The organism is Exiguobacterium sp. K1 (assembly GCF_033721435.1).
Classification (GTDB): Bacteria; Bacillota; Bacilli; order Exiguobacteriales; family Exiguobacteriaceae; genus Exiguobacterium_A; species Exiguobacterium_A artemiae.
On sequence record NZ_JAOTIT010000001.1, the window covers coordinates 454,474 to 478,089 of the forward strand.

Genomic DNA, 23,616 nt, shown 5'->3' on the forward strand with positions numbered 1-23,616 from the left:
TGGCCGCATGAGCGAAGTATTATCACAACATGAAATTGACGCCCTGCTATCAGCCATTTCAAGCGGAGATATGGAAGTCGAGGAAATACGCAGTCAAGAAGAAGAACGTCGTGTGAAAGTGTATGACTTTAAACGGGCGTTACGATTCTCAAAAGACCAGATGCGAAACTTAACGCGAATTCATGAACAGTTCGCCCGAGTCTTGACGACCCATTTCTCAGCACAGCTCAGAACATATGTCCAGTTTACGGTCAATACGGTCGAGCAACTGCCATATGATGAATTCATTCATTCCATTCCGAACATGACCTTAATTAATTTAGTGAATCTTCACCCGTTAGACGGACGGGTCATCTTCGAAGTAAATCCGAACATCGCTTATGCGATGCTCGATCGATTGCTCGGCGGACCGGGTGAAGGTATGAATAAGATTGAGAACTTGACGGAAATCGAAACCCGGATCTTGACGCAGTTATTCAAACGCGCTTTTGTTCAATACGGGGCAGCGTGGGAATCGATTGCCGAAATCGAAGCCGAGTATGATGATTTGGAAATCAATCCACAATTTCTTCAACTCGTCTCACCGAATGAAACGGTCATTCTCGTCTCGATTTACGTGACGGTCGGAGAAGTAAGCGGAACGCTTAATGTCTGTCTGCCGTTCGTGACACTCGAACCAATCATTCCGAAACTATCGAGTCACTTTTGGATGCAACAAGAAAAACGAAAGTCAGCCGATAACCAAGAGTCAGAACATATGCAAACACAGTTGATGGGATCCATCGTCGATTTGAAAGCAGTGCTCGGCCAGACGGAACTTTCGTTTGGAGAATTGTTACACCTCGAGGTAGGCGATTGCCTGTCCCTCCAGACACGTACATCCGATCCGGTTGAATTGTTCGTCGATGATCGGAAAATGTTCAAAGCGCGGCCTGGTCTGAACGGGAAGCATCTCGCTTTACAAGTCTTACAACGAATTGAGGAGGAATAACATGAGCGATATGCTTTCGCAAGATGAAATCGATGCCTTATTACGGGGCACCCCATCGGCTGAAGAACCAGCCGATACCCATTTAACGGATGATTTACATCAATTGGATGAGATGGAGATTGATGCACTTGGAGAAGTCGGGAACATCTCGTTAGGGAATTCCGCGACAGCCCTTTCTGCATTGTTGAATCAAAAAGTCGAAATCACAACACCACACGTCCGGATGATTACGATGGAGGAGTTGCGAAGTCGTTATCCGATTCCCCACGTCGCCCTTCGTGTCGGATATACAGAAGGATTCAAGGGAGAAAACGTGTTGATTTTGACACAGCGGGATGCTTCCGTCATTGCGAACCTGATGATGGGCGGCGACGGTGTCGTGGACGAGAGTCTTGAAATGGAACCAATTGCGTTATCTGCCGTTCAGGAAGCGATGAACCAGATGATGGGAGCGGCTGCGACCTCAATGTCGACCGTGTTCTCAATGCGAATCGATATCTCGCCTCCAGCGGTCGAAGTTTTTGATTTCTCCCAAGAAAAAAGTATCGTGGACAGCTTCTCGTTATGGGAAAGCATGGTCATCATCGAGTTTGATTTAAAGATTGGAACGCTGATTGATTCAAAAATCGTCCAATTGGCACCACTTGAATTTTCCAAACAACTGATTCAGAAATTATTCAGTGCCAGTACGACAACCACCGAACCGGCACCCACCGCTCAAGTCCCTACATCAGAACCGGTCCGAGAACAGCAGACCGCGCCGCAGCCACAACCGGAACCCCGGTATGAGGCACCGCCGGAACAGAAAAAAGAGCCGGTTGGTGTCAGTCCTGTTCAATTCGGTCAGTTCTCTGAAGTGCAACAAGAAGGTCCACCGGGTAACATCGGGATGCTTTACGATGTACCGTTGAATGTGACGGTCGAGCTGGGACGGACACGCCGATCCGTCCGGGATATCTTAGAACTGACACAAGGCTCAATTATTGAGCTGGATAAACTAGCAGGAGAACCCGTTGACGTGTTCGTCAATAATACGTTGATCGCAACGGGAGAAGTCGTTGTCATCGAAGAAAACTTCGGTGTCCGGATTACAGAGATTGTCAATACAAAAGAACGTCTGCGGATGTTCTAAGGAGGAAATAGGATGAGTGCAAAAGTTTTGATTGTAGATGATGCAGCTTTCATGCGAATGATGATTAAGGAGATTTTATCGAAGAACGGCTATGACGTCGTTGGAGAAGCAGAAAACGGTCGGGAAGCCGTTTCGAAATATAAAGAGTTAACGCCGGATCTCGTTACACTGGATATCACGATGCCGGAAATGGACGGAATTTCCGCTTTAAAAGAAATCAAAGCCTTTAACCCGGCTGCTAAAGTCATCATGTGTTCTGCCATGGGTCAACAATCGATGGTCATCGATGCAATTCAAGCCGGAGCAAAAGACTTCATCGTTAAACCGTTCCAGGCTGACCGCGTACTCGAAGCCGTTTCGAAAACCATTTCATCATGAGAAGACTGACCTGTTTGACCTGTCTTCTCCTGTTCCTGCTGACGCATCAGGTCGGTGCCGAAACAGTGGAAGAGAAGCTCAACCCATCTAAGAACAATGAACCTACAATACAACAGGTCGACGGGTCATCGACAGTCGTCACGGTCATAAAGATTGTCGTGACGCTCGCAGTTTTGATTGGCGGATTTCTGTTAGCCGTCCGTTTCATCAATGAGCGGACAAAAGGAGTCCGTCAATCGAGCCGCCTGTCTCATCTCGGAGGTGTCCCGCTTGGCAAAGATCGTTCCGTTCAGCTTGTAAGAGTTCACGGTAAGATTTACGTTGTCGGTGTCGGTCAGAACGTTGAACTGCTGGATACGATTGAGGAAGACGACGACTGGTCGGCAATGGATACATCCGACAGCCCATCACATACGTCAAACACGTCTCCGTTTCTGGAATCCTTTAAGCAACAGCTTGATCAGTTCCAGAAGAAACGAGGACGATCATGACGACGATTGAAAATTTGATTTCCTTGGATACGCCGTCCGGGACGGCGACTTCCGTTAAACTGTTGGTTTTACTTACGCTTTTATCATTAGCACCATCCCTGCTGATTCTGATGACCTGCTTCACACGCGTCATCGTCGTATTGTCCTTTGTGCGGTCGGCACTGGGAACGCAACAAACACCGCCGAACCAACTGCTCGTCGGATTGGCATTATTCATCACATTGTTCGTCATGGCGCCTGTCCTGACCGAATTGAACACGACGGCGTTACAACCGTACATGGATGAAAAAATCAGTCAGGATGAAGCCTTCGATCAAGCGGGCGGAACAATGAAACGTTTCATGTCCCAGTACACGCGGAGCAATGATTTAGAACTATTCCTGAAGTACGGCAATTATGAAAAGCCGGAGAAGGTGGAAGATATTCCGCTTGTCGCTTTAGTACCGGCTTACGCCATCAGTGAGTTAAAGACGGCATTTCAAATCGGATTCATGATTTTCATCCCGTTCCTCGTTATCGATATGGTTGTCTCGAGTGTCTTGATGTCGATGGGGATGATGATGTTGCCGCCGGTCATGATTGCCTTACCGTTTAAATTATTATTGTTTATTTTAGTGGATGGTTGGCATTTGATTGTCGAATCACTGCTCGTCAGCATGCGATAGGGAGGGACGACATGACGCAGGAAATGATTATTCAATTAGCCAGTTCGGCCGTATGGACCTTGTTAAAGGTTTCAGCCCCGCTCTTGCTCGTCTCACTCGTCGTTGGACTTCTCGTCAGCATCTTACAGGCGACGACCCAAATCCAAGAGCAGACCTTATCGTTTGTGCCAAAGATTGTTGCCGTATTTTTAGCACTCGTCTTTTTTGGACCGTGGATTATGGAAGAGCTCAAAACGTTTACGATTGAAATCTTCAAACAGATTGCCGAGGTTTCACGAAAATGACGTTACTGTCCTTTGTCAGCGTGTTTTTACTTGTATTTGGTCGACTTGTCGGATTTTTAGTGGCAGCACCTCTGTTTTCATCCAAGCAGTTACCTGCCCAGCATAAGTTGGCCATTGCGGCCGGACTCGCCTATTTTGCCAGTTATGCGGTCAAGACGACCGTCCAAGTCGATGACATCGATTTCTTTTTTCGAATGGGGACAGAAGTCATTATTGGACTCGCCCTCGGTCTGCTCGCCAGTTTTTTACTGTATGCCCCGCAAATCGCCGGATCCATCATCGATTTACAGATGGGTCTAGCCATGGCCTCGGCATATGATCCGATGTTCGGCGGACAGTCGCCGATTGTCGGTCGATTTTATTACATGTTGACGTTGCTTGTATTGCTGGCTTCCGATATGCATTTGATTTTACTGGACGGGATTTATACGAGCTTTAAAATCTTTCCGCCCGGTAGTGCGATTGATGTTTCCGGAGAAGCCGGCATGAGTTTAGTCGTGCGGGTTGTAGGTCTAGCCATGCTCACGGCGCTTCAAATGGCGATGCCGCTAGTTGTCGCTTTATTTTTAGTAGACCTGGCGCTTGGTTTTTTAGCAAAAACGGCGCCTCAGTTCAATATTTTTGCGATTGGATTTTCCGTTAAATTGTTGATGGGTTATGCAATTTTGTTTTTGCTTGCTGGAGCAACCATTACCGGAATTTCGCGATTTGTTCCTTTACTGCAAGAAGTACTGTCCGATGCGGTTCATTTACTAGGAGGTTGAGATGGGAAAATATACATTAACGCTTGACCTCCAGTATTTCGCAGGTGAAAAAACGGAAAAAGCATCACCCCGAAAACGTGATGACTCCCGTAAAAAAGGTCAAGTGGCAAAGTCAGCCGACTTAACGAGCAGTTTGATGTTGTTTGGCATGTTTTTGATTTTATTTTTCTTTGGTCCGTTTCTCGGAAAACGGTTCGTCATGGTGCTTGAGAATGGACTGAGTGCCCAAACGGTGTTAGTCGCCGTTGAAGAGGGGCGTATTCAGGAAGTCATGATTGAAATGCTGGTTCAAATGGGCATCCTAGTGGCTCCATTTTTTGTGACGGCCGTCGTCATCGGTATTTTAGGGAATTTCGTACAGATTGGAGCTTTGCTCAGTACGGAATCGATTCAACCGAAACTCGACCGGATCAATCCGCTGCAAGGAATCAAACGGATCGTCAGCATGAAAGCATTGATTGAATTCTTGAAATCCGTTTTTAAATTGCTTGTCATCGGTGCGACAAGCGGAACCGTCTTATGGAATAACAAAGTGGAAATTTCACGTTTAACGTCAGAACCGATTGGTGACGCCTTGGCGATTATCGGTCATCTGACTTTCCTGTTAGGGATTTCGGTCAGTATCGCGTTGATTGTCCTTGCTGTACTGGATTTCGCTTATCAAAAATTCGATTTTGAAAAGTCGATTCGGATGAGTAAACAGGATTTAAAGGATGAACATAAGAATACGGAAGGTGACCCGCAAATCAAAGGGAAAATCAAACAGCAACAACGGGAGATGGCGATGCGGCGGATGATGCAGGAAATACCGAACGCCGATGTTGTCATTACGAACCCGACCCATTATGCCGTCGCGATTCAATATGATGACGGCAAACATGCCGCCCCAATTGTCGTCGCCAAGGGAGTGGATGCTGTCGCATTCCGGATTCGGGAGAAGGCGACAGCAGCTGAGATCCCGATTATCGAAAACAGACCGCTCGCACGAGCATTATTCGCAAAATCAGAAATAGGAATGGCAGTGGATGAATCATTTTATCAGGCACTCGCTGAAACACTCGCCTTTGTCTATCAAATGAAACAAGCGAAATGAAAGGATGAAGCATCATGACCATTTCAACACGAGATTTATCTGTCCTGCTAGGCGTCATTATGATTGTCTTCATGCTCGTCATTCCACTGCCAGGATTTTTACTCGATTTTCTTATTATCATCAACATCTTGATTGCCTTAATGGTGTTACTTGTCGCGATGAATGCGAAGGAAGCACTGGAGTTTTCAGTTTTTCCAACACTCTTACTGATTGTGACCTTGTTCCGGCTGGCTCTGAACGTCTCGACAACCCGGTCGATTCTCTCGAACGGGAACGGCGGAGAAGTCATCGAAGCGTTTGGTAGTTTCGTTGTCGGTGGAAACGCCCTCGTCGGATTCGTCGTCTTCCTGATTCTTGTTTTGATCCAGTTTTTGGTCATTACAAAAGGATCCGAGCGGGTATCGGAAGTGTCGGCCCGCTTTACCCTCGACGCGATGCCCGGAAAACAGATGGCGATCGATGCCGATCTGAACTCCGGTATGATCGATGAATTACAGGCTAGGACGAGACGGCAGAAAATTCAATCGGAAGCCGACTTTTACGGTGCGATGGACGGAGCATCAAAGTTCGTAAAAGGAGATGCGATTGCCGGAATCATCATCGTCATCATCAACTTGATTTTCGGAATGATTATCGGTGTCGTCCAACAAGGATTACCGATGACGGATTCCGTAAAGCTGTATACGCTGTTGACGGTCGGTGACGGGCTGGTCAGTCAAATCCCGGCATTGTTGATTTCTGTCGCAACCGGAATCATTGTTACCCGTTCGACTTCGGACGGGAATTTAGGAGAAGACATCGTCGGTCAGCTCTCCCGGACGCCGCTTCTCGTCATGATTGGAGCCGGTGCCATCTTCCTGTTAGGTCTCTTTACGGCAATTCCCGATTACGTGACGATTCCTGTCGCGGCTGCAGCGGCCTTCTTCGCTTGGCGATTGACACGAACGTCAAAAGCAACGCAGGAAGAAGTCGCTGTCGAAGAAGCACCGACTGAAAATCTGCGATCGAGCGAATCGGTCATTTCACTTTTGAATGTCGATACGATTGAATTTGAATTCGGCTACGGCCTGATCCCGCTCGCCGATGAAGCACAGGGCGGCGATTTACTTGACCGGGTCGTTATGATTCGTAGACAGCTGGCTCTTGAACTCGGGTTCGTCTTACCGACGGTTCGGATTCGCGACCATCTGCAACTCCCGCCAAACCATTACCGGATCAAAATCCGCGGAAGTGAGATGGCAACCGGTGAACTGTTGCTTGATCATTATCTGGCGATGAGTCCCGGTGTCGATGATCCGGAAATTCAAGGCATCGAGACGGTTGAACCCGCGTTCGGAATGCCGGCCTTATGGATTGACGAGCGGACGAGAAGCCGGGCCGAGATGTCCGGATACACGGTCGTTGATCCGCCGTCTGTCGTCGCGACGCACTTAACCGAACTTTTGAAAAAACATGCGGCCGATTTACTCGGTCGGGAAGAGACGAAACAACTGGTCGATCATTTGAAGGAGTCGCATCCGATTTTAGTCGACGAAGTGACACCACAATTGTTGTCAGTCGGCGAATTACAAAAAGTATTCGTTCAGTTGTTAAAAGAAAAAATCTCGATTCGAAACTTGCCGCTTATTTTTGAAACACTTGCTGATTATGCCACTGTGACGAAAGACAGTGATTTGCTGGCTGAATATGTCCGTCAAGCCTTGGCACGACAAATTACGGAACAGGTCATGCAAGGAGACGTCTTACACGTCGTGACGGTATCGAGTGAGCTGGAGATGGACATCCAGTCAGCGATCCAAAAAACAGAGTTCGGTAATTATTTGGCACTTGATCCTGATAAAGCAACACGTTTCATCGAATCATTAAATGAATTGACGGCAGAATTCGAACGGTACGGGGCTCAGCCAATCGTCTTGGCATCACCAAGTATTCGGATGTTTGTTCGTCAATTGACAGAACGGTATTTCCCGGATGTACCCGTCCTGTCCTATAACGAACTGATTCCGACCATTGAAGTCAAGAGTATTGGGGTGATTTAACACATGATGGTAAAACGAATTGTCGCAAATTCTGTCAGCGAAGCCATGGAACTGGTCAAACAGGACTTAGGGAACGATGCCATTATTTTGAACACGCGCCAGATTAAAGTAGGCGGGTTGTTTGGTCTATTTGCACAAAAGAAAGTGGAGCTGGTCGCTTCAGTAGAAGAGCATCCGGTAGTGAAAACAGTCCAACCGGTTGCTCCGCAAGCTTCATCCGAACCACGTCCGATTAAACCGGTAGTGGAAAAACGGGCATTGTCTGTAGAAACGGTAAGTCCAAAAATTGTTTCGTTTGCGTCACGTCGGTTGCCGGAAGCACTCTGTGCCTATGAAGTTCTACTCGCTGAACCGGCCTTGCAACACGAAGCGGAAGCGCTTTATGACTTGTTAGTATCGACCTATTACAAAACAAATGATTTAGACCAGGTCGAGCAAGTTTTCGCTGCGACCGTGACGGATTCGATTCGAGTCACGGCGGCGACTTCACGTTTCATCATGGTGACAGGACCGACGGGAGTCGGGAAAACGACGACACTGGCTAAACTGGCTGCTTATTACCGTTTGACGAAACAACAAAAAGTCGGATTGATCACGACGGATACATACCGGATTTCAGCTGTTGAACAATTACGGACGTATGCCGACATCATCGATATTCCGTTGCGCGTCGCATACGATTTACAGGAGTTTGAACAAGCGAAAGTCGACTTGTCAGATTGTGATGTCATTCTGATTGATACGGCAGGACGAAATTTTCTGGACGCAGGTTATGTCGAGCAGTTAAAAAAACGACATGATTTTTCAGAGACCGATGTGTTTCTTGTACTCAGCCTAACGTCGAAGTACCGTGATTTAGAACAAATCCAACAACGGTTCGATCAAGTGCCGCTGTCCGGTTTTATTTTTACCAAAGCTGATGAAACGATAGATTTGTGGTCGATTTACGGACTTACGAAGAAAACGCAGTTGCCGCTGTTTTGTCTGACGACTGGACAAGAAGTGCCTGAAGACATCATTTGGCCGACAAGTGCAGAAGTTTCCCGAATGATTGTAGAAAGAGGGTTAAGATGATGCCGGAAGATCAGGCACGTGCGTTAAGATCAAAAGTTTCCGTCCGCCAAACGAAGACCATTGCCATCGTCAGTGGTAAAGGCGGTGTCGGTAAAACGAATGTGGCGGTAAACCTCGGTGTCGCGCTATCGTTGCAGGCTAAAAAAGTACTGATCATTGATTTGGACATCGGAATGGCAAATGTCGGGGTATTGCTAGGAAAATCGTCCAAACTGTCACTGATGGATTCTGTCAAGGAGCGGTCCCCGTTGAGCCAAGCCGTCGTCGAAGCGACGCCGGAGTTGCATTTCATCCATGGCGGGAGCGGGTTTACAGAACTGATGGACCTGACGGATCATGATGTCGAATTCATGATGAGCGAGTTTCGGTTTTTTTATGAGTATGATTTCGTGTTACTTGATTTAGGAGCGGGGGCGACGCACCAGACCTTTGATTTCATCAGCAGTGCCGACGAAGCCTGGCTGGTCGTGACGCCTGAACCAACATCCATCATGGACGGATACGCCTTTGTCAAACTGGCGCATCATCATGCAAACGAACTTCCGGTCGCTGTCATTGTCAATCGGGCGACAAACGGTCAAGAAGCACTTGAGACGTTTGACCGGTTACAACAGGTAAGTCAGAACTTTTTGGGAAAATCATTGCGTTTCGTTGGTTTTTTACCGGACGATCCGACCGTCATGAAGGCAGTCAAAGCCCAACGCCCCTTTTATCTATTTGATCGGACGAGTGATGTCAGTTGGCGGCTCGACCATATCACGACATCGCTGACAGGACTTCAGGTCCAGGAACAGAAATTTTTAGACCGGTTACTGAATCGTTTGAAAAAACGGCATAACCGTGTCCGTTAATCATGAAGGAGGATACGTTTCATGGATTTAAATGAATATTTAGGATTGTTTCTTGATGAATCGATTGAACATTTACAAGCCATTAACTCGAGTCTGCTGATTTTTGAACAACGACTCGACGATGAAGCCGTCATCGATCAAATTTTCCGCTCCGCCCATACCTTAAAAGGGATGTCCGGAACGATGGGATATGATGCGATTGCCGATTTAACACACGAAATGGAAAGTGCACTGGATTTGGTCCGTTCAAAAACACAACCGGCTACACCGGAATTGATCGATGTGCTGTTTGTCGCAGCTGAACAGCTTGAAACGATGGTCGAAGATATCAGTCAAGGCGGAACAGGAAAGTTGGATGTCACCACAACCGTCATTCGTTTGAAACAGTTTATCGATCCGGATACCGAATCAGGTAAGGACACGGTTAAAGCTGCCGGGACGGTCATGAAGAATTTTGAGTGTGACGTTTATTCCGAGTCGGTTGTCCGTCAATCAATGGCTTCCGGTTATCAGGCGTACGTCATTACAGTTGAATTATCAGCGGATGTCATCTTGAAGGCAGCCCGTGTCTACATGGTATTCGACCGGCTGCAAAACCTCGGAGATGTCATCTTGTCGAATCCGACATCGGATGAGCTGGAACAAGAACAGTTCGAGACCCGTTTTGATGTCTTGTTTGTGACGATGAAAACGGCAGAAGACATTCAACAGGAAATCAAAGCCGTTTCGGAAGTTGCCCAAGTCTTGATTCAGCCATTTGAGGTGTCGGTGGAACCGGCAGCAGCAGCGACGTTGCTCGAACCGGTGGAAGAGACACCGGCAGTCAATACTTCGATAGAGAATTCAACTGAGACGCAAACACCAATCGCGGCAAAAACGATTCGGGTCAACCTCGAACGAATTGATCGGCTGATGAATCTGTTTGAAGAATTCATCATTGACCGTGGACGTCTCGAACGGATTGCGGCAGAGGTCGGTTCGTCTGATTTGACGGAGACGGTTGAACGGATTAAACGCGGGACAAATGAATTACAGTCACTGGTTCTGACGTTACGGATGATGCCGATCGAACAAGTCTTCAATCGTTTTCCACGGATGGTACGTTCGGTATCAAAAGATGTCGGCAAAAACATCAAGCTTCACATTACAGGAGCAGAAACGGAACTCGACCGGACGGTCATCGATGAAATTGGCGACCCGCTTGTCCACTTGATCCGAAATGCTGTCGATCATGGAATCGAGAGTAAAGCCGACCGGATTTCAGCCGGAAAACCAGTCGAAGGTAATCTGTCACTTCGGGCCTATCATTCCGGAAACCGTGTCTTCATCGAGATTGAAGATGACGGCGCAGGGATCAATCAGGAACGGGTGACGAAAATCGCACTGGAAAAAGGATTGTTGACGGAAGAAGAGGCGACACTATTGACGCCGGAAGAAGCGGCAATGTTATTATTCGCCCCTGGATTCTCGACAGCGGAAACCGTCACCGACTTATCCGGACGCGGTGTCGGACTGGACGTCGTCAAATCGAAAATCGAATCACTCGGCGGAGAAGTTTTTGTTGAGACGAAACGCGGGGAAGGAACGATTTTCAGAATCAGTTTACCGCTGACGTTATCAATCATTTCGGCAATGCTCGTCAAGCTGGACCAAGAAACCTACGCGATTCCTTTGACGGCCATCATTGAGACAACATCTTTGAAGCAGGACGTCATTTTACAAGCCCACCGGGAAAAAGTATTCGATTTCCGGGGACAGCTCGTTCCGTTAATCTCATTAAATCAAGTATACGGATTACCGCATGTGGAGGCCGACGCTTATTCTGTCGTCGTTGTCCGAAGCGGAGAAAAACTAGCCGGGTTAATGGTTTCTGAACTGATTGGTCAGCAGGAAATCGTCATGAAGCCGTTAGGAAGTTATCTTGAGGGAATTCGTGCGATTTCAGGTGCGACGATTCTGGGTGACGGGCAAGTTGCGTTAATCATTGACAGCAATGCACTGTTACGAAAGTGAGGGAATGAATAATGGAACAGAAATGGGTCGTCTTTCAATTAGAAGAAAATGCATACGGGATTGATGTGCAATCGGTCCGTTCAATCGAGCGTGTCATTCCGATTACACGTATTCCGAATGCAGCATCTTATGTCAAAGGTGTCATCAACCTGCGCGGCGTCGTGACACCCGTGATCGATTTGCGGACACGTTTAGGATTTGAAGCGATTGAGGAAACAGAAGAAACACGCATCATCATCGCGACACTGGAACACGGGGATGCAGGATTCATCGTGGACTGTGCAAATGAAGTCGTGGAAGCTGCAGATGTCCGGATTGAACCGCTGACAGATCAAAAACAAGACGAAATGACTTATTTGACGGCCATCGCTAAAGGAGAAGATCAATTATTCTCTTTACTCGAACCGAATCGTCTATTTGAAGAGATCATCCATGCTTAATCGGATGGAACAGGATGTCTTTCGGGAAATCGGCAATATCGGGGCAGCGCATGCGGCGACCGCATTATCCACTTTACTCGGACAACCGATTGAAATCGCAGTCCCTTCGGCGGAATTAGAAGGATTCACAACCATCATCGAACGGGTGGGAGGCGCTGAAGCTTATACGGCAGGAGCACTCCTTCGGTTTTCCGGTGATATTAAAGCCTCCTTACTGTTTTTGATGCCGCTTCACGATGCTGAAAAACTGATTTCACAGTTGTTGCAACAGCCGTTTCAATTTTTCTCTGACCACCATGCGCTCGGCGTTTCGGCATGGGAAGAGATCGGGAACATTTTGATCGGAGCGTATGCCCGTGCGATTTCGGATTGGTTGGATTTGTCTGTTCATGTCACGGTTCCGGCGTCAGCTTTTGATATGGTGGGAGCAATTTTGGAAGTTGCCTTACTTGAATCGACAAAATTTGGTAACATGGCAGTATACATCGATACACGCTTATCCAGTTCAGGTAATGATTTGAATGGTCATTTACTGTTACTACCTGAAGAAGATGCCTTTAGTTCGGTATTTCAGCGATTGGGTGTGGATATTGATGGATGAAGTCGTTCGGATTGGAATTGCAGAATATGCAGTCAGCCAAAAACCGATCATTCTTCGGACGGCTGGTTTAGGTTCTTGTGTCGGTGTCATCATCTACGACCAAGAACGTGGACTGTCGAGTATGGCCCACGTCATGTTACCGGATTCGACCATCAGCCGGAATATCGCACTGGAAATCGGGAAATTCGCCGATACGGCCGTCGTCGAGTTGGCACGTCGTCTTCGTCAAAGCGGAGCGATTCGTCTCCGGGCGAAAATTGCCGGCGGTGCACAGATGTTTCAATTTAAATACGAACACGAATCGATGCGAATCGGCGAACGGAATATTGCAGCTGTAAAATTGGCTTTACGAAAAGCGAACGTCCCACTCGTTGCGGAAGACGTTGGTGGAACAAACGGTCGGACGATCGAGTTCCATTCTCAGACAGGCCGGTTAGTCATCCGGACGGTTAACGTCGGAACGCTGGAAATTTAGAGGAGGAATGGTCATGCGTGAGGAATTACAACAACTTTGGAATCAATGGCTATCGACGCGTGATATAGCGGTAGCTGACCGGTTACTGCAAAATTATGAACCTCTTGTGCACTACCACGTTCAGCGTCTCAGCGCGACACTTCCGAAAAGTGTCGATCGTGATGAATTAAAGAGTCTTGGAATGATGGGACTGTATGATGCTCTTCAAAAATTTGATCAAAATCACAACAATAAATTTGATACATATGCAGCTTTCCGGATTCGTGGCGCCATTTTGGACGGATTACGAAAAATTGATTGGTTGCCCCGGTCGTTACGGGAAAAATCAAAACGGGTCGAAGCTGCTGTTGAGATTTTAGAACAAAGTCTTCAACGGACGCCGACGATTGATGAAGTCTCGTCGATTGTTGATATGAGTCCGGAAGAAGTCAAGACGGCACTCGCTGAGAGTTATTTTGCGAATATTCTTTCGATCGACGAAGCGGTGACGCTACAAGACGAAGGGAAGGCGATGGCTGTTTCCTACCTCGATCCGGATGCCGCGACACCTGAGGATACACTTTTGATGCGAGAATTGATTTCGAAGCTTGCGGAAGAAGTGGAACAGTTGTCCGAAAAGGAACAATATGTCGTATCCCTCTTTTACTTTGAAGAACTGACGTTGACGGAAATCGGAGAGGTCCTCGGATTATCCACTTCACGGATTTCCCAGATTCATTCGAAAGCGCTCAGAAAACTGAAACAAGCGCTTGGAAGCGCCTATCTTTCTGACCGCGTCGCGATGTGAAAGGACAGACCATGACACTTTTTTATATTTTACTGGCAGCACTCATTTGCTACGGCCTTTTATTACTATTTAAGCAACAGGCACTTTTGAAGGATCGCGTTACCAACCTGGAACGACAGAAGCAGGAAACGGAAGCAATTTTGTTACAATTCATGCAACAAGTGAATGAGTTGACGGACGGGGAAGAAAAATCCCGCCCGGCGGCTCCTGTTCAACAGCAGTCGCGGGTCGAGGTCGTTTTAGCAGAAGAATCAGGACGGCCGGAGCATCCGTCTGACCTGGAAGAACCGGAACTGTTAGACGTAAAAAACCAGCTCGAAAAAGGTGCTGATTTAGATCAGTTGGCACGTTCATTGAATCGGGGAGCAGGAGAAGTCGCACTGATTGCTAAACTTTCTCGGAAAACGAAGGTTGCCCGGCGTTAAACTTTATGCTATATTAGTCTACGGTGTTAATTACGCACGCATGTATCGCCGGCTGCGGTGCCTTTAATAGGTTAGCTGGAACAACGATCATCGCGGAGGACATCTAAAACCCAAAAGGAGGAATTCATCATGGCAGTAATCTCGATGAAACAATTGTTAGAAGCTGGTGTACACTTCGGTCACCAAACACGCCGTTGGAACCCAAAAATGGCAAAATACATCTTCACAGAACGTAACGGAATCTACATCATTGACCTACAAAAAACGGTTAAAAAAGTAGACGAAGCTTACAACTTCATCCGTGAAGTAGCGTCTGAAGGCGGAAACGTTCTTTTCGTTGGTACGAAAAAACAAGCTCAAGACACTGTGAAAGAAGAAGCGATCCGTGCAGGTCAATACTTCATCAACGAACGTTGGTTAGGTGGAACACTCACGAACTTCTCTACAATCAAAAAACGTATCAACCGTTTAAAACAACTCGAAAAAATGGAAGAGAACGGTACATTCGAAGTTCTTCCTAAAAAAGAAGTCATCATTCTTAAAAAAGAAATGACTCGTCTTGAGAAATTCCTCGGCGGTATCAAAGATATGCCAGGCGTTCCAGATGCACTCTTCATCGTTGACCCACGCAAAGAGCGTATCGCGATTGCAGAAGCACACAAACTCAACATCCCAATCGTTGCGATCGTTGACACAAACTGTGATCCAGACGAAATCGACTACGTCATCCCAGCAAACGACGATGCGATCCGTGCAGTCAAATTGCTTACTGGTAAAATGGCTGACGCAATCCTCGAAGTTAAACAAGGCGAAGATAACGTAGCACCTGAAACTACTGAAGAAGTAGTAGCAGACGCTGAGTAATTCGTGATGCCAGGTGATAAAGGGAATTGACCTTTTATCACCTTTTTTTTGAAAATAAGGACCTTATAAGGAGGAATATCGAATGGCTATTACAGCAGCTATGGTAAAAGAACTTCGTGAAAAAACTGGTGCAGGGATGCTTGACTGCAAAAAAGCACTCGTCGAAGCTGATGGGGATATGAACGCAGCAATCGACTTCTTGCGTGAAAAAGGAATCGCGAAAGCGGCAGCTAAAGGCGACCGCATTGCAGCAGAAGGCTTGACAGCTGTTGCAGTTAACGGAAACAAAGCAGCACTTGTTGAAATCAACTCAGAAACAGATTTCGTTGCGAAAAACGAACGTTTCCAATCACTCGTTCAAAACATTGCAGACGCAGTACTCCGCAATGGTTCTGAAACGGCTGAAGCAGCACTTGCTTCTGAATACGAAGCAGGAAAAACAATCGACACATACATCTCAGAAGAAGCATCAACAATCGGAGAGAAAATTTCACTCCGCCGTGTAGCTCTCTTCACTAAAGAAGACAATGCAGCATTCGGTTCTTACCTCCACATGGGCGGTCGTATCGGTTCTGTCGTCGTCGTCGAAGGTACAACAGACGAAACGGTTGCAAAAGATATCGCAATGCACATCGCTGCAGCACGTCCGCTTTACGTCGACCGTTCTTCTGTAACAGAAGAAGAAAAAGCACGTGAAGAAAAAGTTTTGACAGAGCAAGCACTCAACGAAGGCAAACCTGCTAACATCGTTGAAAAAATGATTGCTGGTCGTATGAACAAATTCTACGAAGAAATCTGCCTCGTTGACCAAACATTTGTCAAAGATCCAGACTTCAAAGTTGGTAAATACGTAGAATCTAAAGGTGGAAAAATCGTTTCATTCGTACGCTTCGAAGTTGGAGAAGGTATGGAGAAACGTGAAGAAAACTTCGCTGAAGAAGTAATGAACCAACTTAAAAAATAAGAATCAGGATTTCCTGATGACAAGAGAAGGAACACGTATGCTTCAATCCACTTTCGTGTGGAAGTGGGTCGTGTTCCTTTTTTACGGAATTTAGCAAGGGGGACATAGTCATGCAACCGAAATATAACCGGATTGTGTTAAAATTGAGCGGAGAAGCGCTCGCAGGAGATCAAGGGTTCGGAATTCATCCTGGTATTGTCAATTCGATTTCGAATCAGATTAAGGAATTAGTCGAATTGAACGTAGAAGTCGCAGTCGTCGTAGGTGCAGGAAACATTTGGCGCGGTAAGACGGGAGCGGAGCTTGGGATGGACCGGGCAAATGCCGATTATATGGGAATGCTTGCGACCGTCATGAACTCGCTCGCTTTACAAGATAGCCTGGAGTCCGTTGGTGTCGAAACACGTGTTCAGACGTCGATTGAGATGCGACAAGTCGCTGAACCATACATCCGCCGCCGGGCAATGCGTCATCTTGAAAAAGGACGGGTTGTTATCTTTGCAGCCGGAACAGGAAATCCTTATTTCTCAACAGATACGACAGCAGCGCTTCGGGCAGCTGAAATCGAGGCGGAAGTCATCCTGATGGCGAAAAACAACGTCGACGGTGTCTACTCGGCTGATCCAAACGTCGATCCGGACGCGAAGAAATTTGAGACATTGTCTTACCTCGATGTTCTTAAAGACGGCCTTCAAGTTATGGATTCAACGGCAACATCACTTTGTATGGATAATGATATCCCGCTCATCGTCTTCTCGTTGATGGAAGAAGGAAACATTAAACGGGTCGTCACCGGTGATGAAATCGGGACACTTGTAAGGGGGAAATAACATGTCACAAGCAATCATGAAACAAGCAGAAGAGCGGATGGAGAAAGCACATCTGTCATTAAAAAAAGAACTTGCAACATTACGTGCAGGACGTGCAAACGTCTCAATCCTTGATCCGGTTCAAGTGGACTACTACGGTTCACCGACACCGCTCAATCAAGTCGCAAACGTCAATACGCCGGAAGCGCGTTTGATTTTGATTACACCATGGGATAAATCGATGGTGACAGAAATCGAAAAAGCGATTCAACGTGCAGACCTCGGACTGGCTCCTTCTTCAGACGGAACAGTCATTCGTTTGGCGATTCCGCCACTGACAGAAGATCGTCGGAAAGAACTCGTGAAACTTGTCAAGAAGTACACGGAAGAAGGAAAAGTTGCACTTCGGAACATCCGTCGTGATACGAACGAACAATTGAAAAAGCAAGAAAAAGATGGCGTATTGACGGAAGACGATCTGCGCGGTTACACGGAAGATGTTCAAACCTTGACGGATAAATTCGTTAAAGTACTTGATCAAACTGCCGCGGATAAAGAACAAGAAATTATGGAAGTATGACACGCTATATCGTCAGGTTGGGGACTCTTTGTCACACGAAGAGTCCCTTTCTTCTTAAACTAAACGAGGGGAGGAAGAAGTAAATGTTTCAATGGTTAAATCAGACTAAAGAAGTAATTGAACAACAAGTTCCTGAACACATTGCGATTATTATGGATGGAAACGGACGTTGGGCAAAAAAACGAGGCCTTCCCCGGATCATGGGGCATCGTGAAGGGATGAAATCTGTCCGGGAAGTTGTTCGGACGGCAAATGAATTAGGTGTGAAAAGTTTGACGTTATATGCTTTTTCGACCGAAAATTGGACGCGTCCTGAAGAAGAAGTCAGTTTCCTGATGAAACTGCCGGCCCAGTTTTTAGAATCCGATTTAAAGGACTTAAATGAACGTAATGTCAAAGTCGAAGTGGCGGGAGAAATATCACGTCTGCCGATTTATACGCGGGAAGCCGTTCAACAAGCGAAAACAGATACAGCAAACAATACAGGACTTCGGCTGATTTTCGCCCTCAATTACGGAGGACGGGATGAAATCGTCCAAGTCATGCAGAAAATTGCTGAAAAAGTCCAGGCCGGTTTGTTGCAACCCGACATGATTACAAATGAAATCATTGAACAGGAATTGATGACAGGTTCGATGACGGATGTCGATCTCGTCATCCGGACGAGTGGGGAACAACGACTTTCTAACTTTTTATTATGGCAAGCTGCCTATGCCGAATTTTACTTTACCGATGTCTTATGGCCCGAGTTCCGGCGTGACCAGTTCTTAGCGGCAATTGAAGACTATAATCAACGGACCCGTCGTTTTGGCGGAGTCTGACTAAACGAGGACATTTCTTATGAAAACACGAATTATTACAGGAATCTGGGCAGGTGCCATCTTTTTAGGTTTGCTTTATCTAGGAGGACTCCCATTCCTTGCTTTTATGGCAATCTTGACACTCATCGGGTATACCGAACTGGTTAAAATGCGGCAATTGTCGTTCAAGTCGATTCCGGTGCTGTTGTTTGGAGCAGGTACATTACTTCCGTTCATCAGTTTGTACGAACAGGCAAGCGACCAGTTGCTGTCACTGGGACTGACACCGATTGCTTGGGGAATGTTGATTGTCTTGATCGGGTTATTTTGGACAGTATTCTCAAAGAACGTGTTCACTTTTGACGATGTCGCCTTCCTGTTGCTGACTGCTGTGTATGTCGGTGTAGGATTTGCATCGTTTACGTACATTCGTCTGCTTGAGAACGGATTAATCTTTTCTTTACTGATTATTCTGCTGATCTGGTTTACGGATTCGGGTGCTTACTTCGTCGGAAAAAGTCTCGGGAAAACAAAACTGTGGCCGGCAATCAGCCCCAATAAGACGGTTGAAGGGGCACTTGGCGGTGTTGTTCTTGCCATTCTGCTCGGAGTAGTCTTTGAGCTGATTCATCCAACAGTTGGCATGGGAACAGTTGTATTATTGGCACTGATCGTTGCCGTAGTCGGCCAACTTGGGGATTTGGTTCAGTCCGCGTACAAACGTCATTACGGCGTAAAAGATTCCGGAGCATTATTACCCGGACACGGTGGGATTCTTGACCGGTTCGACAGTATGATCATTGTGTTTACCGTTCTGATCGTACTCGGTATATTCGGATAAGGAGGAAAAATGATGAAACAGGTTAGTATCATTGGGGGAACCGGATCGATCGGCACCCAGACGTTAGATGTCATCGCAGCAAATCCGGACCGTTTCCAACTGGTCAGCTTTGCGTTCGGGAAAAACATCGAGGTTGCTTTACCCTGGCTGAATCGTTTACGTCCGGAGCTGGTAGCGGTCTTAGACGAGACTGTAAAAGAGCAATTGGAAGCAGTACTTGACTATTCGCCGACAGTACTTGTCGGGGAGGACGGATTGATTGCTGTTGCGACAGCTGAACAAGCGGATATCGTCATTACAGCCGTCGTCGGTGCAGTAGGTCTTCGACCGACATTGGCCGCAATCGAAGCGGGAAAATCAATTGGATTGGCAAACAAAGAGACATTGGTGACTGCCGGACACCTCGTCATGAAAAAAGCACGCGAAAAAGGTGTCGCGATTCTTCCGGTCGACAGTGAACATGCTGCCATCTTCCAGTGCTTGAATGGTGAACGGCGTCAGGATGTCCGACAAATCATTTTAACTGCATCGGGCGGCAGTTTCCGTGACCAAACACGGGAACAGTTGGCAAACGTGACGGTGGAACAGGCGCTGAATCATCCGAACTGGTCGATGGGTGCAAAAATCACGATTGACTCGGCGACGATGATGAACAAAGGGTTTGAAGTCATCGAAGCGCACTGGTTATTTGATGTGACGTATGACGAAATTGATGTGGTCCTCCACCGAGAATCCATCATCCACTCGATGGTCGAATTCAATGACGGTGCAGTGATGGCTCAACTCGGAATGCCGGACATGCGTGAACCGATTCAATATGCCCTTACATATCCGTCCCGCCTTGAAATCAAAGGGGGAGAACGGTTAAACTTAAAACAAATCGGACGCCTGAATTTTGCGGAAGCTTCATTTGAACGGTATCCACTGCTTCGTCTTGCGTTTGAGGCAGGACGTGCCGGCGGATCGATGCCTTCCGTGCTCAATGCTGCGAACGAACAAGCTGTCGACCGTTTTTTAAAAGGGGAAATCAGCTTTTTAGAAATTGAAGCGAGCGTCGAGGCGGCTCTTCAAGCACATGAAAACATCGAAGATCCGTCTTTGGACCAGATTTTGGAGTCGGATCGTTGGGCCCGTGCGTTTGTTGCTTCCCTCTCACTCGCTAACTAAGGATGGGATAACAATGACGACCTTTATATCAATCGTATTGATGTTCGGTGTACTTGTTGCCGTACATGAATGGGGTCATCTCGTTATGGCGAAACGGGCAGGAATTCTCTGCCGTGAATTTGCCATCGGATTTGGTCCGAAAATTTTTTCTTTTTTCAAAAATGAGACGCTGTATACAGTCCGCCTGTTACCAATCGGCGGATATGTCAAAATGGCCGGGGAAGAACCGGAATTCGTCGAAGTCAAGCCGGGTCAGACGATCGGATTGGGACTTCGTGACGGTGTTGTCGAAACGATGTATCTGGATGCTTCGCGTCCGGAAGCAGATCAGGTCGTCACCGTTGAAAAAATTGACTTGCTGCACAAGTTAGAAGTCATTGCGTTACAAGATGAAGTGTCGACACGTTATCCTGTCTCAAAGACTGCTTTTCTTGTCGAGGGACAAACGAAAACACAGATTGCGCCTTACGATCGGACGTTTGGGTCAAAATCCGTGTTCAAGCGTGTCTTAGCCATTGCTGCAGGTCCGGCAATGAACTTCGTCCTCGCGTTTGTCATTCTATTCGGCTTGGCATTGTATAACGGTTCACCGACCGGAGACAGTGTCATCGGAACGGTTCAAAAAGGTTCTCCGGCCGACAAGTCAGGTCTTGTCGAAGGAGACCGGATCGTTTCCGTCAATGGGACTGAAACGAATAAATGGACGGATTTACGGGCAGGTTTCCAAGATCAGGCTGGAAAAAAGACGACGGTCGTCTATGAACGAGACGGTCAGGAACAAACGACGTCCATCACACCGAAAGTCCAACAGCAAGGTGATCAAAAAGTCGGAATCATTGGTGTGACGAACGAAACAGAAAAATCATTCGGAACTGCTCTACAGACAGGGGTTTCTGAAACATGGCGGATGTCGACTTTAATCGTCGGAGCGGTCGGAGATCTCGTAACAGGTGTCGTCGGCGTCGATCAATTATCCGGTCCGGTCGGCATCGTCAAGATGACGGATCAAGTCGCGGATAGCGGATTTTCGATGTTGCTCACGTGGACTGCACTGCTCTCGGTTAACTTGGCTGTATTCAACTTATTGCCGTTACCTGCTTTAGACGGCGGCCGATTATTGTTCCTGTTTTTAGAAGCGTTACGCGGGAAACCGGTCGATCCGCAAAAAGAAGGGCTCGTCCATTTTGTTGGATTTGCACTGTTGATGCTCTTGATGCTGGTCGTCACATGGAACGATATTCAGAAGTTCTTTTAAATTATTAGTCAAAGGGGTTCACGACTCACATGAAACAATCCAAACTATTTATGCCAACTTTACGTGAAGTACCATCCGATGCAGAAGCCATCAGTCATCAGCTTTTGTTACGGGCGGGATTCATGCGTCAAAATGCTGCGGGAATCTACTCCTATCTCCCACTGGCGAAACATGTCCTGTCAAAAGTCGAGACGATCATCCGTCAAGAGATGGAGAACGCGGGTGCACAGGAACTGTTGATGCCAGCCATTCAGCCGGCAGAACTATGGGAAGAGACCGGACGCTGGGATATTTACGGTCCTGAACTGATGCGTCTGACCGACCGTCACGATCGTCGGTTTGCGCTAGGTGCGACACATGAAGAATTGATTACTTCCATCGTCCGTGATGAGTTGAACTCTTATAAAAAATTACCGGTCAACTTGTTCCAGATTCAAATGAAGTACCGGGATGAGCGCCGTCCGCGTTTCGGATTGCTCCGCGGCCGTGAATTCATCATGAAAGATGCCTATTCATTCCATTCGACGCAAGAGAGTTTGGAAGAAGAGTATCAAAACATGTTTGATGCCTATACAAAAATCTTCACGCGTGTCGGACTTGAATTCCGTCCAGTCGTCGCAGATTCCGGTGCAATCGGTGGAAGTGGAACACATGAGTTCCATGCATTAGCTGCAATCGGAGAAGATACGATTGTCTACTCCGATCAGTCGGATTATGCCGCGAACTTGGAAATGGCAGAATCAGTCGATCAGTATACGAAGCAGGATAAAGCACCGGAAGCGCTCGCAGAAGTCCACACGGGAGACGCTAAAACAATTGAAGCAGTCAGTGCAGTGCTTGGATTACCGGAACAGGAGTCCATTAAGACCGTTGTCTTCAAGACAGAACAGGGTCTCGTGATGGCGCTTGTTCGCGGTGATCATGAAGTCAACGACATTAAGTTGAAAAACTATCTCGGAGCACTCGATATCATGATGGCGACGGATGAAGAAATCGAACAGGCCCTCCATTCGACGCCGGGCACGCTCGGACCGATTGGAGCCGACATGAAGGTTGTGGCGGATTATGCAGTTCGGGCATTGACGAATTCGGTTTGCGGCGCAAACAAGTCGGAAACACATTACGTGCATGTCGATCCAAGCCGTGATTTTGAAGCGGAGTATACGGATTTACGATTCGTCGAAGAAGGGGACGTGTCGCCAGACGGACAAGGGCACGTGAAGTTCGCCCGGGGAATCGAAGTCGGACAAGTCTTTAAACTCGGAACTCGTTATTCAGAAGGCATGAATGCGACCTTCCTCGATGAAGGCGGAAAAGCCCAACCGTTGATCATGGGTTGCTACGGAATCGGTGTTTCGCGGACGATGTCTGCCGTCGTCGAACAACATTACGACGAGCGGGGAATCATCTGGCCAAAAGCAATCGCACCATTTGATGTTCATTTGATTGCCGTTAACGGTAAAAATGCAGAGCAGTTAGAAGTGGCAGAAACGGTTTACCGTGAACTGACGGCTGCCGGTTTTTCGGTCCTCTTTGACGATCGCAAAGAACGCGCCGGTGTCAAATTTGCCGACGCAGACTTGATCGGACTGCCTGTCCGGATCAATGTCGGTAAAAAAGCACCGGACGGTATCGTGGAACTGAAAGCACGACGCGGCGGTGAAGCAGAGGAAATTCAACAAGCAGATCTTCTTGAAGCTGTTCGTTCGCTTTATGAAGGTTTACAATAAGTAATGGGAACGGTCACTTTTCGTAAAGTGACTGTTTTCTTGTCTCACACCCATTCGCCCCTTGGGCAATCTGCAAGAGGAGGAGGAGTGGCTGTCATGGTGT

General features: G+C 47.3%; 26 protein-coding genes. All 26 read left to right on the plus strand.

All coding sequences use genetic code 11. From position 1 onward, the window contains the following. Positions 1-7: 7 nt before the first annotated feature. Positions 8-991: a flagellar motor switch protein FliM gene (gene fliM, locus N7U64_RS02255; RefSeq protein ID WP_012370738.1), complete on the plus strand. Its 984-nt coding sequence runs from the start codon at positions 8-10 to the stop codon at positions 989-991. A 1-nt stretch (position 992) separates the two neighbouring features. Further along, positions 993-2,123 carry a flagellar motor switch phosphatase FliY gene (fliY, locus tag N7U64_RS02260; RefSeq protein ID WP_318928269.1) on the plus strand — a complete coding sequence of 377 codons (1,131 nt, stop codon included), beginning with the start codon at positions 993-995 and terminating at the stop codon, positions 2,121-2,123. Positions 2,124-2,135: 12 nt separating this feature from the next. Next, complete coding sequence (locus N7U64_RS02265; protein WP_012370736.1) at positions 2,136-2,501, plus strand: response regulator; 366 nt, start codon at positions 2,136-2,138, stop codon at positions 2,499-2,501. A gap of 14 nt (positions 2,502-2,515) precedes the next feature. Next, the gene (locus tag N7U64_RS02270; RefSeq protein ID WP_318928272.1) at positions 2,516-2,992 is read left to right on the plus strand and encodes a flagellar biosynthetic protein FliO; all 477 of its coding nucleotides are present in this window, start codon (positions 2,516-2,518) and stop codon (positions 2,990-2,992) included. Next, the gene (gene fliP / locus N7U64_RS02275; protein ID WP_012370734.1) at positions 2,989-3,657 is read left to right on the plus strand and encodes a flagellar type III secretion system pore protein FliP; all 669 of its coding nucleotides are present in this window, start codon (positions 2,989-2,991) and stop codon (positions 3,655-3,657) included. Before N7U64_RS02270 ends, fliP begins: the two co-directional genes overlap by 4 nt. A gap of 11 nt (positions 3,658-3,668) precedes the next feature. Beyond that, the gene (gene fliQ, locus N7U64_RS02280; protein ID WP_012370733.1) at positions 3,669-3,941 is read left to right on the plus strand and encodes a flagellar biosynthesis protein FliQ; all 273 of its coding nucleotides are present in this window, start codon (positions 3,669-3,671) and stop codon (positions 3,939-3,941) included. Beyond that, complete coding sequence (gene fliR / locus N7U64_RS02285; RefSeq protein ID WP_318928275.1) at positions 3,938-4,705, plus strand: flagellar biosynthetic protein FliR; 768 nt, start codon at positions 3,938-3,940, stop codon at positions 4,703-4,705. Before fliQ ends, fliR begins: the two co-directional genes overlap by 4 nt. 1 nt (position 4,706) lies before the next feature. Further along, a complete protein-coding gene (gene flhB / locus N7U64_RS02290; RefSeq protein WP_012370731.1) occupies positions 4,707-5,798 on the plus strand; it encodes a flagellar biosynthesis protein FlhB in 1,092 nt (363 codons plus the stop codon). Between the two features lie 14 nt (positions 5,799-5,812). After that, positions 5,813-7,837, plus strand: coding sequence for a flagellar biosynthesis protein FlhA (gene flhA / locus N7U64_RS02295; RefSeq protein ID WP_318928277.1), 2,025 nt, complete (start codon positions 5,813-5,815; stop codon positions 7,835-7,837). Positions 7,838-7,840: 3 nt separating this feature from the next. Beyond that, positions 7,841-8,911 (plus strand): GTP-binding protein, encoded by a 1,071-nt coding sequence (locus tag N7U64_RS02300; RefSeq protein WP_012370729.1) that lies wholly within the window; start codon positions 7,841-7,843, stop codon positions 8,909-8,911. Continuing rightward, on the plus strand, positions 8,908-9,762 hold the full coding sequence (locus N7U64_RS02305; RefSeq protein WP_318928279.1) for a MinD/ParA family protein: 855 nt from the start codon (positions 8,908-8,910) through the stop codon (positions 9,760-9,762). Before N7U64_RS02300 ends, N7U64_RS02305 begins: the two co-directional genes overlap by 4 nt. A 21-nt stretch (positions 9,763-9,783) precedes the next feature. Then, on the plus strand, positions 9,784-11,775 hold the full coding sequence (locus N7U64_RS02310) for a chemotaxis protein CheA (RefSeq protein ID WP_318928280.1): 1,992 nt from the start codon (positions 9,784-9,786) through the stop codon (positions 11,773-11,775). An 11-nt stretch (positions 11,776-11,786) separates the two neighbouring features. Further along, positions 11,787-12,215 carry a chemotaxis protein CheW gene (locus N7U64_RS02315; RefSeq protein WP_012370726.1) on the plus strand — a complete coding sequence of 143 codons (429 nt, stop codon included), beginning with the start codon at positions 11,787-11,789 and terminating at the stop codon, positions 12,213-12,215. Next, a complete protein-coding gene (locus N7U64_RS02320; protein ID WP_318928282.1) occupies positions 12,208-12,816 on the plus strand; it encodes a chemotaxis protein CheC in 609 nt (202 codons plus the stop codon). The genes N7U64_RS02315 and N7U64_RS02320 overlap by 8 nt, the downstream gene beginning before the upstream one ends. Beyond that, positions 12,809-13,291 (plus strand): chemotaxis protein CheD, encoded by a 483-nt coding sequence (locus N7U64_RS02325; protein ID WP_012370724.1) that lies wholly within the window; start codon positions 12,809-12,811, stop codon positions 13,289-13,291. Before N7U64_RS02320 ends, N7U64_RS02325 begins: the two co-directional genes overlap by 8 nt. A 13-nt stretch (positions 13,292-13,304) precedes the next feature. Beyond that, the gene (locus tag N7U64_RS02330) at positions 13,305-14,078 is read left to right on the plus strand and encodes a FliA/WhiG family RNA polymerase sigma factor (RefSeq protein WP_318091464.1); all 774 of its coding nucleotides are present in this window, start codon (positions 13,305-13,307) and stop codon (positions 14,076-14,078) included. Between the two features lie 11 nt (positions 14,079-14,089). Then, on the plus strand, positions 14,090-14,503 hold the full coding sequence (locus tag N7U64_RS02335) for a hypothetical protein (RefSeq protein ID WP_318928285.1): 414 nt from the start codon (positions 14,090-14,092) through the stop codon (positions 14,501-14,503). 129 nt (positions 14,504-14,632) lie between these two features. Continuing rightward, positions 14,633-15,367: a 30S ribosomal protein S2 gene (gene rpsB / locus N7U64_RS02340; RefSeq protein ID WP_012370721.1), complete on the plus strand. Its 735-nt coding sequence runs from the start codon at positions 14,633-14,635 to the stop codon at positions 15,365-15,367. An 82-nt stretch (positions 15,368-15,449) separates the two neighbouring features. After that, positions 15,450-16,331, plus strand: a complete 882-nt coding sequence (gene tsf / locus N7U64_RS02345; RefSeq protein ID WP_012370720.1) for a translation elongation factor Ts — start codon at positions 15,450-15,452, stop codon at positions 16,329-16,331. A 110-nt stretch (positions 16,332-16,441) separates the two neighbouring features. Beyond that, positions 16,442-17,161 carry a UMP kinase gene (pyrH, locus tag N7U64_RS02350; protein WP_012370719.1) on the plus strand — a complete coding sequence of 240 codons (720 nt, stop codon included), beginning with the start codon at positions 16,442-16,444 and terminating at the stop codon, positions 17,159-17,161. Position 17,162: 1 nt separating this feature from the next. Beyond that, on the plus strand, positions 17,163-17,720 hold the full coding sequence (gene frr / locus N7U64_RS02355) for a ribosome recycling factor (protein WP_012370718.1): 558 nt from the start codon (positions 17,163-17,165) through the stop codon (positions 17,718-17,720). An 83-nt stretch (positions 17,721-17,803) separates the two neighbouring features. Beyond that, positions 17,804-18,541, plus strand: coding sequence for an isoprenyl transferase (locus tag N7U64_RS02360; protein WP_318928294.1), 738 nt, complete (start codon positions 17,804-17,806; stop codon positions 18,539-18,541). A gap of 19 nt (positions 18,542-18,560) precedes the next feature. Continuing rightward, positions 18,561-19,361: a phosphatidate cytidylyltransferase gene (locus N7U64_RS02365; protein ID WP_214764082.1), complete on the plus strand. Its 801-nt coding sequence runs from the start codon at positions 18,561-18,563 to the stop codon at positions 19,359-19,361. Positions 19,362-19,373: 12 nt separating this feature from the next. Then, positions 19,374-20,528, plus strand: coding sequence for a 1-deoxy-D-xylulose-5-phosphate reductoisomerase (locus N7U64_RS02370; protein WP_214764091.1), 1,155 nt, complete (start codon positions 19,374-19,376; stop codon positions 20,526-20,528). Positions 20,529-20,541: 13 nt separating this feature from the next. Then, complete coding sequence (gene rseP, locus N7U64_RS02375; RefSeq protein ID WP_290828778.1) at positions 20,542-21,783, plus strand: RIP metalloprotease RseP; 1,242 nt, start codon at positions 20,542-20,544, stop codon at positions 21,781-21,783. Positions 21,784-21,812: 29 nt separating this feature from the next. Further along, entirely contained in the window at positions 21,813-23,513 is a 1,701-nt protein-coding gene (locus N7U64_RS02380) for a proline--tRNA ligase (RefSeq protein WP_318928300.1), read from the plus strand. Positions 23,514-23,616: the final 103 nt, after the last annotated feature.